Source organism: Streptomyces sp. UF-297 (assembly GCF_058245575.1).
The window spans coordinates 1-12,982 of sequence record NZ_JBSIBZ010000150.1 but is presented as its reverse complement, the minus strand read 5'-3'; the positions used below and the strand labels follow the sequence as shown (position 1 = coordinate 12,982).

The 12,982-nt window shown below is 73.2% G+C and carries 9 protein-coding genes; 2 read left to right on the top strand and 7 right to left on the bottom strand.

The window, feature by feature from the left end; translation table 11 throughout:
• Positions 1-1,248: sensor histidine kinase (locus AC4IJH_RS42010; protein ID WP_490857312.1), on the bottom strand; the 1,248-nt coding region annotated here is incomplete at its 3' end.
• A gap of 221 nt (positions 1,249-1,469) precedes the next feature.
• Entirely contained in the window at positions 1,470-2,729 is a 1,260-nt protein-coding gene (locus AC4IJH_RS42005) for an FAD-dependent monooxygenase (RefSeq protein ID WP_490857311.1), read from the bottom strand.
• A gap of 108 nt (positions 2,730-2,837) precedes the next feature.
• Between AC4IJH_RS42005 and AC4IJH_RS42000 the strand changes: the two genes are divergently transcribed.
• Positions 2,838-3,590 carry a TetR/AcrR family transcriptional regulator gene (locus AC4IJH_RS42000; protein ID WP_490857310.1) on the top strand — a complete coding sequence of 251 codons (753 nt, stop codon included), beginning with the start codon at positions 2,838-2,840 and terminating at the stop codon, positions 3,588-3,590.
• A gap of 176 nt (positions 3,591-3,766) precedes the next feature.
• Here AC4IJH_RS42000 and AC4IJH_RS41995 read toward each other — a convergent pair whose 3' ends face one another.
• Together AC4IJH_RS41995 and AC4IJH_RS41990 are read right to left on the bottom strand one after the other, a co-directional pair.
• Positions 3,767-4,846: a rod shape-determining protein gene (locus AC4IJH_RS41995; protein WP_490857309.1), complete on the bottom strand. Its 1,080-nt coding sequence runs from the start codon at positions 4,844-4,846 to the stop codon at positions 3,767-3,769.
• 264 nt (positions 4,847-5,110) lie between these two features.
• Entirely contained in the window at positions 5,111-7,267 is a 2,157-nt protein-coding gene (locus AC4IJH_RS41990; protein ID WP_490857308.1) for an FUSC family protein, read from the bottom strand.
• A 282-nt stretch (positions 7,268-7,549) separates the two neighbouring features.
• Between AC4IJH_RS41990 and AC4IJH_RS41985 the strand changes: the two genes are divergently transcribed.
• The gene (locus AC4IJH_RS41985) at positions 7,550-8,572 is read left to right on the top strand and encodes an alpha/beta hydrolase (protein WP_490857307.1); all 1,023 of its coding nucleotides are present in this window, start codon (positions 7,550-7,552) and stop codon (positions 8,570-8,572) included.
• Between the two features lie 9 nt (positions 8,573-8,581).
• Here the strand turns inward: AC4IJH_RS41985 and AC4IJH_RS41980 are convergent, their stop codons facing one another.
• The 3 genes from AC4IJH_RS41980 to AC4IJH_RS41970 all read right to left on the bottom strand — a co-directional run bounded on the left by AC4IJH_RS41980 (position 8,582) and on the right by AC4IJH_RS41970 (position 12,842).
• Complete coding sequence (locus AC4IJH_RS41980; protein ID WP_490857306.1) at positions 8,582-9,040, bottom strand: hypothetical protein; 459 nt, start codon at positions 9,038-9,040, stop codon at positions 8,582-8,584.
• Positions 9,041-9,201: 161 nt separating this feature from the next.
• A complete protein-coding gene (locus tag AC4IJH_RS41975; RefSeq protein ID WP_490857305.1) occupies positions 9,202-10,065 on the bottom strand; it encodes an ABC transporter permease in 864 nt (287 codons plus the stop codon).
• A complete protein-coding gene (locus tag AC4IJH_RS41970; RefSeq protein WP_490857304.1) occupies positions 10,062-12,842 on the bottom strand; it encodes an alpha/beta fold hydrolase in 2,781 nt (926 codons plus the stop codon). Before AC4IJH_RS41970 ends, AC4IJH_RS41975 begins: the two co-directional genes overlap by 4 nt.
• Between the last annotated feature and the right edge of the window lie 140 nt (positions 12,843-12,982).

Here is a 12,982-nt window from a genome sequence, read left to right as displayed (position 1 = left end):
GGGCTGCCCGGGGGCGGCCGGGCGCCGGGCGGTGGCCGTCTGGCCGGTGCGCTCCGACACGCGCTCGGGCACGCGCTCCGAGCGGCGGTCGGTGCGGGCCGTACGGGGGCCGGAGGAGGCGCCGATGCCGTGGGCCCGGGCGGTGGCGGGCGCGGTGGTGATCAGGTCCTGCGGGACGATGAGGACGGCGCGCACGCCGCCGTAGGCCGAAGGGCGCAGCGAGACCGTGAAGTTGTAGGCCTGCGCGAGCCGGCCCACCACGGCGAGGCCCAGCCGGGGGGACTCCCCCAGGTCGTTGACGTCCAGGCCCTCCTGCGCCTGCTGGAGCATCCGCTCGGCGCGCTTGCGGGCCTCCTCGCTCATGCTCACGCCGCCGTCCTCGATCTCGACGGCGATGCCGGACTGCACGTCGACGGCGGTGAGGTGCACCCGGGTGTTGGGCGGGGAGTAGCGGGTGGCGTTGTCCAGCAGCTCGGCGAGGGCGTGGATGAGCGGTTCGACGGCCGGGCCGACGACCGCGACCTCGGAGACCGAGTGCAGTTCGACGCGCTGGTAGTCGATGATCCGGGACATGGCGCCGCGCAGCACGCTGAACAGCGGCACCGCCCGGCTCCACTGGCGGCCCGGACGGGCGCCGCCGAGGACGGCGATGGAGTCGGCGAGCCGGCCGATCAGCGCGGTGCCGTGGTCCAGGCGCAGCAGGTCGCCGAAGACGTCCGGCGCCTGGCCGTGCCGGTCCTCCATCTCGCGCAGTTCCTGGGCCTGTTGGTGGACGATGGCCTGTACGCGGCGGGCGATGTTCACGAACGCGCGCTGCGCGGACTCGCGCAGGTCCTCCTCGGCGACGACCGCGTCCAGGACCGAGCGCAGCACTTCCTGGTGGGCCGCGGTGAACTCCGGTGCCAGGCCTGCCTCCTGGGCCTGCCGGGCCACCTGGTCCGACATGGAGGCGAGCACGTCCTCGGGGAACTCGCCCTGGCCGAGCCGGGAGACCACCGCGGGCAGCAGCTCCTGGGCCAGGCGGACGCTCTCGGCCTCCTGGCGGGCGAGCGCGGCCTGCTGGGCGGCGGCCTGCTCGCGCAGCGCCTGCAGCGCCCGGCCGCGGCGGGCCACCTCGGCCACGACGAGCGCCACCGCGAGGGTGGCGACCACCGCGACCCAGATCACCGGGGTCCGCGCCTGGGAGTCGACCGTCGCCGCGGCCACCGCACCGGCCACGGCGGTCGCCGCGGCGGGCAGTGTCCACACGAGAACCGAGGCAGGACGCGGGCCCCCGGGCGACGATCCTTCTCGCACCTTCTGCACCCTCAAAACCCTCAAACCATCGACAGATCACGGGACGACAAGCGGGTGACAGCTCGGACGGCGCCACCGCCCCGGAGGTCACCCGTGGCGTCTGCCGCAACTGCCGTAATACGCTGAGCCGGTAGTAGCATAACTGCCTTCGATCATGGGCTGCCGCGAGGTCATCAGGCCTTCGCCCGGCCTTGAACCACCGGCTCCGCATAGGTCTTGAGGACGATGCCCGCCGACCGGTCCAGGCCCTCGTCCAGCATCCCCGCGAGCAGTTCGGGGTCGGCCAGCAGGGCGTTGCGCCCGTCTATGTCCTGCTGGGTCGCAGGCGACAGGAAGCGTCCGGTGTCGCCCCCGCCCTCCTGGCAGCGCGTCACGAAATCGCGCAACTCCCGCTCGTAGCAGCCGAATGCCGCGCTGTGATCGCCGCCGGCCGCGGCCAGTTCACCGGCGAGCACATAGGCGCCCACGATCGCCGAGCCGGTGCCCATGCCGCCGATGGTCGCGCCGTACGCGGCGTCGCCCAGCAGCGCCACCCGGCCCGTGGACCAGCGCGGCACATCGGCCCGGACGATGGCGTCGAAGTAGAGGTCCTCGCAGCTCTCCAGCCCGGCCACCAGCTCCGCCGCGCGCCAGCCCATCCCGGCGAAGGCGTCGGCGACGAGCTTCTTCTGCTGGGCCGCATCGCGCCGGTCGTGGTCCAGCCGCTCCGACGCGAAGAGGGCGAACACCTCGACGCCACCGCGCCCGGTCCGGCCCGCGCCGATGAACCTGCCGGGCTCGTTGTAGCCCAGCGACCGGTCCTCGAAGTCGGCGGCGCCCGCGGGAAGGCTCCAGCCCGCGACGTAATAGCCGAGGTGGCTGACGAACTCCTCCTCGGGCCCGAAGGCCAGCCGCCGGACGTTGGAGTGCACCCCGTCCGCGCCGATGACCAGGTCGAAGGTGCGCGCGGCGCCCTTTTCGAAGGTGGCCCGCACCCCGTCCGCCGTCTCGGTCAGGGAGGTGAGGGAGTCGCCGAAGACGTACTCGGTGGTGGCGCGGCTGCGCTCGTACAGGATGCGGGAGAGGTCACAGCGGCGGATCTCCACCTCACCGCCCGCGAACTCGGGCGGCAGCGCGGCCAGTTGGCGCTCCTCGGCGTCGATGAAGGTGAGCGGACCGCCACCGCCGGTGGCGTGCCGGCGGATCTCGTCCAGCAGGTCCATCCGCCGCAGTACGTCCAGGTGGACCGAGCCGCGGAAGTCGACCGCATAGCCGCCCTCGCGCAGGCCCGGCGCGACCTCGACCACGGTGGGCCGAAAGCCGTGGCGGCCCAGCCAGTAGGCCAGGGCCGGACCGGCCACGCTCGCGCCCGAGATGAGCACCGTCGCCCCCTGCGCCCCGCCCCCGCCGGTCACCGCGCCGGGCCCGGCCGTCTCGTTCGCCGCATCCGTCATCGCACACCCCATGAATGGACCCTCGCGGGATCGGCCCCCTGCCGACACAAAAACTGTATCCGAAGGACACGGTTTTGTGTACCCCGGACACGGTTTTAGGATGCGCGGGTGACTGCAGACAGGAAGAACAGCGTGTTCGGGGACCAGGCGGGCAGCGTCGAGCTGCTGTGGGGCGAGCGCGGACGCCCCAGCCGCGGCCCCAAGCCGGCCCTCAGCCTGGAACGCATCACCCGCGCCGCGATCGGTCTCGCCGACGCGGAGGGACTCGCGGCCGTCTCCATGCAACGGGTCGCGGGCGAACTGGACTTCACCAAGATGTCGCTGTACCGGTACGTGCCGGGCAAGGCCGAGCTGGTGGCCCTGATGATCGACACGGCGATGGGCGCGCCGCCCGCCGCGCCGGAGACCCCCGAGAGCTGGCGGCCCGCGCTGCACACCTGGGCCGGGCAGATGTGGGACGTCTTCAGCGCGCACCCCTGGCTGCTGGGGGCCACCGTGGGGCCGCGCGTGATGGGCCCCAACGAACTGAGCTGGGTCGAGCGCGCCCTCACCGCCCTGGACGGCACGGGGCTGGACGGCGGCGAGCGCTTCGACGCCGTCTTCGTCGTCATCGGCCACCTGCGCTCCACCGCCCAGCAGGCGGCGGGCAGCCCGGGCAGCGAGCCCGCGACCCGGCTCGAACAGGCCATGAGCGAGGCCCTGAACGAGCTGCTGCGCGACCGCGCGGAGCGCTATCCCGCGCTCACCGCCGCCGTCGCCTCGGCGGCCGCGGCGGGCTCCCGCGACAAGGGGCTCCAGTTCGGCCTGGACCGCATCCTGGACGGCCTGGAGGTCTTCATCACCCGGCGGGCCGCGCAGTAGCGGCCTGAGCACCCAGGCCTGAGCACCCAGGCCCGCGCGCTCAGGCACAGGCGCCCAGACGCAAGCGCTCAAGTACGAACGTCCAGGCAAGACGCTCGAACGCAAGCGTTCGGACGCAAGCGTTCAAATACGAACGCCCAGGCACAGGCTGTTCAGCACAGCCCCTCCACGCCGCCTCACAGCCGTACGGCCTTGCGCGGCTGCTCCATCGCCCCCGACAGCAGCCCCTGGAGCGAGGCGAACTCGTCCACGCACTTGCCCGTCCCGCGCACCACGCAGTCCAGCGGGTCCTCGGCGACGACCACCGGAACGCCCATCTCCTGGCGCAGCCGCCGGTCCAGGCCGCGCAGCAGGGCGCCACCGCCGGTCAGCGCGATGCCGTGCTCGATGATGTCGCCGGACAGCTCGGGCGGGCACTCGTCCAGGGTGCGGTGCACCGCCTGCACGATCGCCTCGACGGGCTCGGCCAGCGCCGAACGGATCTCCTCCTCGGTGATCTCCTGGATGCGCGGCAGCCCGCTGATGTGGTCGCGGCCGCGCACGGTGAAGGAGTCGCGGCGCTCGGGCTCGCCCTCCTCGTCCACGTCGATGGGGGTCCAGGCCGCCGAGCCGATGGCTATCTTGATCTCTTCGGCGGTGCGCTCGCCGATGGCCAGGGAGTGCTTCTTCTTGACGTAGTTCATGATCGCGGCGTCCAGGGCGTCGCCCGCGACCCGTACCGACTGCGCGGTGACGATGCCGCCCATGGAGACGACCGCGACCTCGGTCGTGCCGCCGCCGATGTCGACGACCATGCAGCCCACCGGCTCGGCGACCGGCAGCCCCGCGCCGATCGCGGCGGCCATCGGCTCCTCGATGAGGTGCACCTCGCGGGCCCCGGCGCCGCGCGCCGAGTCGATGACCGCGCGCCGCTCGACGCCCGTGATGCCCGACGGCACGCAGATGACGACCCTGGGCCGGGAGAAGCGGCGGCTGGGCAGCGCCTTCTTCATCAGGGCGCGCAGCATCTGCTCGGCCGCGTCGAAGTCGGCGATGACGCCCTCCTTGAGGGGGCGCATGGCGGTGATGCCCGACGGGGTGCGGCCGATGGTCCGCTTCGCCTCGGAGCCGACGGCGATGACCTCGCCGGTGGCGTTGACGGCGACGACGGAGGGCTCGTTCAGGACGACGCCCTTGCCGCGTGAGTAGACCAGGGTGTTGGCGGTGCCGAGGTCGATGCCTATGTCGTACGTACCGGACGAAGTGCTGGACGCCATGGGGAGTTCGCTTGCTCTCTCTCGACTGAAATGAACCGGACGGACCGGATGAACGGGTAGCGCCGGACGGCACGGCCTCTGCTCGTTCGACAGGAGTCCTGCTCGGATCCTCGGACAGCGCCCCAGACGGCACCAATGGCTCACTGCCTTACCAATGGCGTCAATTGCGGGCAATTATCAAGACTACAGATGGCCGCACAAAGTTCCGGATGAGCTCATTTTCCCCTCCGGATTTTCCCACTGGAGCCGCGGGCGCGGATGGTGTCACCGGGGGGCGCGCGAAGCACGGTTGCGCCCGCCGGGCCCCCGCGACAGCGCCTTGGCCAGGTCCTCCAGGGCATCGACGAGCAGGTCGGCGGCGCGCAGCGCGACATCGCGGCCCTCGGCCTCCTGCTCCCACTTGTTCCAGGCGGCGCGCAGCGCGCTCCAGTCCGGCTCGTGGCGCTCCCGTACGGCGGCGGACGCGCGCTCCAGACAGGCGCGCAGCTCGTCGGCGAACGCGGCGGCGCCCGGCGAGGGCTCGGCGTCGCGCGGCGGCACATGCGCCTCCATGATCATGGCGACCCGGCCCACGGTGACCAGCGCGGACTGCGCGGCGCCGGCCGCGGTCAGCGACAGCCCGCGGTGGCGCACCGGCTCCTTCTCCGCGCGCTCGGCGCTCTGTTCCCAGGCGGCGCGGGCGGCACGGGCGTCCAGCAGGGCCTCGCGGACCTGGCGGGGGCGGCGCTCGGCGGGGCGGGCGTAGCAGTCCAATACGGCAAGGGCGTAGCGGCCGTTGGCCTCCAGCCACTGCGCCAGGCGCTCGCGCAGCCGCGGCGTCTCCCAGGCGGGGAACAGGGCGTAGGACAGCATCGCCAGCAACCCGCCGATGAGGGTGAGGACGATGCGCTCCTGGACGGTCTGCTCCCAGCCGGTGCCCGCGATGCCGAGCAGGAAGACGACGTAGGCGGCCACGCAGGCGGAGGTCACCGAGAAGCCCGTACGCATCAGCAGGTACATCAGGAAGACGCACAGGACGGCGAGCGCGGCGCTGACGTAGAGGCTGGGGTGGGTCAGGCCCATCAGGGCGCCGCCGATCCCGACGCCGACCAGGGTGCCGATGAAGCGCGCGACCCCGCGCGAGTAGGTCTGCCCGAAGTCGGGGCGCATCACCATGACGGAGGCCAGCGGCGCCCAGTAGCCGTGGCCCAGCGGCAGCGCGGCGCCCAGCAGATAGCCCGCGGCGGCGACCGCGCTGACCCGCAGGGCGTGCCGCAGCACCGGCGAGGACCAGCGGGTCTCGCGGCGCAGCGCGCGCCACGCGACCGGTACGAGCCGGGGCACGGTGGGCCGCAGCAGGTGCCCGCGCTCGTGGGTGCCGGGCCGGCCGGGCCGGATCAGGGAGCGCAGTTTGGTGCGTGCGCTCGCCGCCTCGCTGGTGGGGCGGGTGGCCTGGACGGGTTCGTCGGCGGCCTCCACGGCGTCGGCGAGCAGCGCGATCAGGCGCAGCGCGGAGCGGCGGGCGGCGCCGCCGAGTTTCGGCCCGGACTCGGGCACCTCCAGGACGGCGGTCGTCTCGGGCGGCAGCCGGACCGGTCTGCCGTGCCGGATGGCGTGCGCGACCGCGTCCAGTACGGTGCCGGCGGCGCCGAGCAGATCGCGCACGCGGTCCCGCTCCGGCCCTTCCAGAGGCGCGCCGACGACCGGGTCGGCGAGCGAGGCCAGTACGGGGCGCAGCTGCTCGGCCAGGGCGCGCGGGCCGTGCAGCTGGGCGGGGCGCCGCTTGATCTGACGGGGTGTCACGGCGGCCGCCATCCGCGCGTCCATCAGCGGCTGCGGGTCGAAGGGCGCGACCGGGTCGTGCCGCAGCCGGCGCGCGTAGTCCGCCTCGGCGGCCAGCGCGTCGGCGAGCGCGTCGCGCTGGACCCCCCAGGGGCGTACGGGAAAGAGCACGATGAGGGCGGCCTGGACCATCCCGCCGAACGCGATCAGCGCGGCGTGCTCCAGCGCGCCCAGCACGGAGGTCGGCAGGGTGACGGTGACGAGCATGACCGCGACCGTCTGCGTCCCGATCAGCCCGGAGACCGGCCCGACCGCCCAGGCCATGCCCGCCAGGAACGTCCACAGGGCCAGCAGGACCAGGAAGGCCGCGATGTGCGCGGCGGCCAGATAGCCGAGGAAGGTGGACACGGCCAGGCCCGCCGCCACGGCCAGCGCCAGTACGGGGCGCGGCCGCCAGCTGCGCTGGAAGGTGGCGATCCCGGATGCGAACGCCCCGAAGGCGGAGGAGACGGCGAGCGCCGGGTCGCCCAGCCACAGGCACAGCCCGATCACGATGGCGACACCGACGCTGCCGCGCACGGCGATCAGCGGGGTCAGCTTGGCGCGCTCGATGCTCAGCCCGGAGCGGACGGTCTGTCTCAGCGCGCTCGACCAGGTCATGACCAGAGAATACGGTTCTGCACCCGAGGAAACGGAATGACCGTCACCGCTGCCGGGGCAGCCCTCCGTGCGGCATTCGCCAGGAAAATCACGGTAAAGGCCATCGCCGGTACGGGTAAACGCCACTGGTCACAGCGGGGCACCCCAAAACGGCCCCCTTCGCGAGAGCAACCCGACACCCCTAGGGGGAAACCGGCGCGCGGCACCCGCCCCTCTTGCTGGACGGCCGGAGCACTCCGGCCCGCCCACCCGCAACGACACGAGAACGACAAGGGGAACCCCGTGCGCAAAGCCCTGTTCACGCCGGTGGTGTCCGCGCTCGCGCTGACCGTCCTGGCCGCCGTCACCGCGGGCTGCGCCATGGACTCCTCGCCGGGCGCCCCGGTGAGGTTCGGCGCCCAGGACGGCGCCGCCTCCCACAGCTCGGGCCCCTCCCCCAAGGGCTCGCTGGCCCGGATGCCGACCCACCCCATCAGCTTCGAGGAGCAGAGCAAGGTCGGCGGCGCGGGCCAGGACACCCCGATCGGCATGACCACCTTCCACGGCCCCAAGTCGGGCTTCACCGGGAAGGTGTGGGTGTGGGCGCCGCCGGAGTACTACGAGAAGAAGAACGCGGACAAGGGCTTCCCCGTCATGGAGGCGCTGCCCGGCTCCTACGGCTACCCCGTCAACTACTGGATCGGCTCCGACCTCAAGCTGGAGCAGAACATCGCCCAGTGGTCCAAGGAGGGCAAGAGCCTGCCCTTCATCGTCGTGATGCCGGTGCTCAACCCCGACGACAAGCAGTACTACGACGGCAGCGACATACCGGGGCAGCCGAAGATGGGCACCTGGCTCAGCCAGGACGTGCCCGACCTCGTACGGCAGAACTTCCGCACCCTCAAGAGCCGCGACGGCTGGTGCATCATGGGCTCCTCCTCGGGCGGCTTCGCGGCGCTGAAGAACGTGCTCCAGCACCCTCAGGCCTTCAAGGCCGCCATCCCCAACGGCCCCGACATCGTCCCCGACTCGCCCCTGTGGCGCGGCCACCCCCAGGAGATGGCCGCCAACAACCCCGAGGTGCTGGCGAAGCAGCTGATCGCCAAGGGCGGCCCCGAGGTCTACCTCGGCTTCCAGGACGGCTCCAAGGAGTCCACGATCCTGCCGAAGGTACGGAAGTTCCTCGCGCAGTACGGCCACGGGCCCGTCAGGACCCGCTTCCAGATCGTGCCCGGCGGCACCCACAGCGCCCAGACCTACGTACGCGGCATGGGCGAGGGCACCATCGAGTGGATCAGCAAGCACATGCAGGGGCCCGCGGCCTGAGGCGTCCGGCTAGGCAGCGGGGCAGCTGATCTCGGTGAGCTTGGCGGGCGCGGTGGCGTCCAGGCCCACGTACGCGGTGAACTTCTGCTTCGGCCCGGCGCCCCAGGTGGTGGTCACCGTCGCCCACCCCATGCCCGCGGACTGCGCGGTGGTCACCTCGCCGACGGAGATGTCCTTCGGCGTGTTCTGCGCGCACAGCAGCAGATCGAAGCCGGGGGTCTCGGCGGCCCGCTTCTTCAGCTCCTCGGTCACCAGGTGCTCGCGCTCCCAGGGGCGCGGCCCGTGGTTGCCGTAGAAGCCCTCCAGGAAGTGGTGGACCTCCTCGGCGGTGTAGTGGCGGGGCGGGGTGGTGGCACCGGCCGGTGCGGCAGCGGTGGCGGGGGCGGAGGCGGCGAGCGTCAGGCTCAGCCCGATCGCGGCGGCACAGGCGGCGGCAAGGGCGGTGATACGCGAAGAGGTACGGACCATCAGATGTCCTCGGCTTCCGGGACTTCCAGACCTTCCCGGCCATGTGCGGTGTTGTGCGCAGATTCCGGGCTGTACTGACAGAGACTTCCGAGCACGGCACATGGTTGCCGTCCTCGCCCCATCTTCCTTGGATCTGCGGCTGGTTGGCGGCTGGTCGGCGGCTAGGAGACGATGTCCTTCCTGCCGAAGCCGCGGAAGGCGAGGGCGAACAGGACCAGGGCGTAGGCGAGGGACACCGAGGTGCCCTTGAGCATGGCGGACCACTCCAGGGTGGGCTGCAGGGCGTCCGCCCAGGCGAACTGCCAGTGGGCGGGGAGGACCTCGCGCCAGTTGTCCAGCGCGGTGACCTGGTCCAGGACGTTGCCGACGATGGTCAGGCCGACCGCGCCGCCGACCGCGCCCAGCGGGGCGTCGGTCACCGTGGACAGCCAGAAGGCGAGGCCCGCGGTGACCAGCTGGCTGAGGAAGATGTACGCGACGGCCAGGGCCAGGCGCGGCACGGTGTCGGCGGCGGACAGCGTGCCGCCGGTGGGGAGCTGGAGCGGCCCCCACCCGTAGGCGGCCGTGCCGACGCCGAGCGCCACCACCGGCAGCAGCACCATCGCGGCGGCGCTGAAGAGCAGCGCGACGCTCAGCTTGCTCAGCAGGAGCCGGGTGCGCGGCACCGGCGCCGCCAGCAGGTAGCGCAGCGAGGACCAGCTGGCCTCCGAGGCCACCGTGTCGCCGCAGAACAGGGCGACGGGGATGACCAGGAGGAACCCCGCCGAGACGAACAGCGCCGTGGCGGCGAAGTTGGCGCCGGAGGCGGTGGCGGTGTCCATCAGGGTGATCCGGCCGTTGCGGCTGCCCGGTTCGCCGCCGATCGCGAAGGCCGCGAGAAGGATGAACGGCAGGGCCGCCAGGACCGCGCCGATGACCAGGGTGCGGCGCCGCTTGAGCTGGCGCAGCGCCTCGACGCGCAGCGGGAGGGTGTGGCCGGGGCGGTAGCCGGGCGCCGACTCCACCAGGGGCGGGGCGCTGCTCATCGGTCTCCTCCGATCAGGGTGAGGAAGGCGTCCTCCAGGCGGCGGTGCGGGCCGATGTGTTCGATCGGGATCTCCAGTCGCAGCAGTTCGGTCAGGAGCTGCGGCACCCGGCTCCCGGTGCCGGCCGCGCCCTCCACGGCGTCGCCGCCGTCGAGCCGTACGAGCAGCCCGCCCTCGGCGCGTACGGCCGAGGAGACGCCCGGCAGCGCGGCCACCTTCTCCACCAGCGCGTCCGGCAGCTGCCCGCCGACGCCGATGAGCAGGGTGTCGCCGGAGCCGACGATCTCCCGCACGGGACCGGCCTGGACGAGCTGTCCGCGGTCCATGACGACCAGATGCGTGCAGCTCTGCTCGACCTCGGACAGCAGATGGCTGGAGACGATCACGGTCCGTCCGGCGGCGGCGTACCGGATCATCACGTCGCGCATCTCGCGGATCTGCGGCGGGTCCAGTCCGTTGGTCGGCTCGTCCAGGATGAGCAGGTCCGGCAGGCCGAGCATGGCCTGGGCGATGGCCAGGCGCTGGCGCATGCCCTGGGAGTAGGTGCGCACCGCGCGCTTGAGCGCGTCGCCGAGCCCGGCGATCTCCAGCGCCTCGTCGATATGGGCGTCCTCGGCGGGGCGGCCGGTGGCGCGCCAGTACAGGTCGAGGTTCTCCCGCCCGGACAGGTGCGGCAGGAAGCCCGCGCCCTCCACGAACGCGCCGACCCGGGAGAGCACCGGCGCGCCCGGCCGGATGGCCTGCCCGAAGACCCGGATCTCGCCGCCGTCGGGCCGGATGAGGCCCATGAGCATGCGCAGCGTGGTGGTCTTGCCCGCGCCGTTGGGGCCGAGCAGGCCCAGGACCTGGCCCTTCTCGACGCGGAAGGACAGCTCGCGCACGGCGTACCGGTCGGCGGACCTGGCGTACCGCTTGCTCAGGGAGGTGATCTGCAGCGGGACGTCGGCGAGCGCGGGGTCGGGCGCGGGAGCGGCGGCCCGGCGCCTGCCGGTGAGCAGGAGCAGCGCGGCGATGACGGCGGCCGCCAGCGGCAGCCCCCAGGTCCAGGCGGGCAGCCCGGTGGCGGCGGTGCGCACGCCGGGTGCCGTCGGCACGCTCAGGCCGGGCGCGCCGCCGTCGCCGTCCAGGGAGACGGTGTACGTGGCGGGCTCGGCCGGGGAGGCGTAGGCCAGGTCCGTCGCGGACAGGACCAGGCGCATGCGGTGTCCGGCCCGGAAGTCGTGGTCGATGGCGGGCAGTTGGAGCCGCACCGTCTTGGTGTCCTCGGCGCCGGTGATGCGGTACGGGGCCACGAGCTGGGCAGGCAGCACCTGCCGGCGGCCGTCGGGCCCCACGTCGTACACCTTGGCGAAGAGCACCGCGTCCTGGGCGCTGGAGCGGACGCGCACCCGGACGGTGGGGCTGCCGGTGACGCGTACCCCCTCGGCCAGCGGCGCGGAGTCGAAGCGGGCGTGCTGGCCGGGGAAGTCCAGGGAGAGCCCGAGGCCCAGGGCCGAGGCGCGGCCCAGCGCGCCGATGCCGGGGACGCCGGAGATCGCGGGCGGTCCGGCGCCCGCGGGGTTGGCGACAATCTGCTCGCTGCCGGTGAGCGCGATGGTGCGCGAGTCGCCGGACAGGCCGGGGTAGCGCTCGCCGCTCGCGCCGCGCAGCCGGGCGGAGCCGTCGGTGGAGTCCACTCCCCCGGTACGGCTGACGCGGAAGGCCGGTCCGGTGTCGGCCTGCCGGTCGTCCTTGAGGTAGCGGTCGAACCACGCCTTGGTACGGGCCTGGACGCGCCCCGTCTCGCGGTCGCCGCCGTCGTGGCCGCCCGCTATCCAGTCGACGTCCACGGGCGCGCCGTTCTTGCGCAGGGCCCCCGCCATCTCGTCGGCCTGGCCGAGCGGGAAGAGCGAGTCGCTCTGGCCCTGCACGATCAGCGCGGGCACCTCGATGCGGTCGGCGACGGCGGACGGGCTGCGCTTGTCCAGCAGTTCGCGCGCCTCCTGGTCGGGCTTTCCGGAGACCGCCACCCGCTGGTACATCTCGCACAGATCGCGCTCGAAGCGGCCGCAGGCGCCGGCGGGCGCGGGGGTGGCGGGCGGGCTGCCGGGGCCGGCGGAGGTGGAGGTGGAGGTGGAGGTGGAGGTGGAGGTGGAGGTGGAGCCGGTGGTGAAGAAGATCCCGGCCCACAGCTTCTTGAACACGCCGTTGGGGAAGAGGGCGTCGGCCAGGTTCCAGTACGTGATCTGCGGGGCAATGGCGTCCACCCGCCGGTCGTGGCCGGCCGCGAGCAGGGCGGCGGCGCCGCCGTAGGAGGCTCCGGCGATGCCGACACGCGGGTCGCCGTCCTTGTCCAGGCGCACCTCGGGGCGCCCGGCCAGCCAGTCGATCAGCCCGCTGACGTCGGCGACCTCGCGGTCCGGGTCGTTCAGCCCGATCCGGCCGGTCGACTCCCCGAATCCGCGCGCCGACCAGGTCAGTACGGCGTACCCGTCGCGCGCCAGCTGCTCCGCCTGGTCGCGTACGTCGCTCTTGCTGCCGCCGAAGCCGTGGCCGAGCAGGACGGCGGGGCGGCGGTCACCGGCCCCGCCCGCGGTGAAGAAGGAGGTGTCGATCTGCACCCGCTGCCGGCTGCCGGGCGCCTCCGGCAGGGACAGCACCCGGTCCTCGCGCTGCACGGCGGCGGCCTCGCCGTCGGAGGCGGCCGCCCATGTCCCGCCGCCTATGAGGACGGCCAGCGCGGCCAGGGTCGCGTACAGCGTGCGGCCGCGCGGTCTGAGATCCCGGAGTGCTGCCATGCCATGAATCCTAAGGACGTCCGGATACGTCCCCTCCGGCCGCCGGTCGGAACTGTGTCACCTCCCTGGGAAGGAGACGGCCCCGGGGGGGGGGGGGGGGGGGGGGGGGGGGGGGGGGGGGGGGGGGGGGGGGGGGGGGG

Excerpts from the sequence above, each read along its gene's own strand:
- AC4IJH_RS41970 (WP_490857304.1), bottom strand. The coding sequence starts at position 12,842 with ATGGCAGCACTCCGGGATCTCAGACCGCGCGGCCGCACGCTGTACGCG.
- AC4IJH_RS42005 (WP_490857311.1), bottom strand. The coding sequence starts at position 2,729 with ATGACGGATGCGGCGAACGAGACGGCCGGGCCCGGCGCGGTGACCGGC.
- AC4IJH_RS41990 (WP_490857308.1), bottom strand. The coding sequence starts at position 7,267 with ATGACCTGGTCGAGCGCGCTGAGACAGACCGTCCGCTCCGGGCTGAGC.
- AC4IJH_RS41995 (WP_490857309.1), bottom strand. The coding sequence starts at position 4,846 with ATGGCGTCCAGCACTTCGTCCGGTACGTACGACATAGGCATCGACCTC.
- AC4IJH_RS41975 (WP_490857305.1), bottom strand. The coding sequence starts at position 10,065 with ATGAGCAGCGCCCCGCCCCTGGTGGAGTCGGCGCCCGGCTACCGCCCC.
- AC4IJH_RS41980 (WP_490857306.1), bottom strand. The coding sequence starts at position 9,040 with ATGGTCCGTACCTCTTCGCGTATCACCGCCCTTGCCGCCGCCTGTGCC.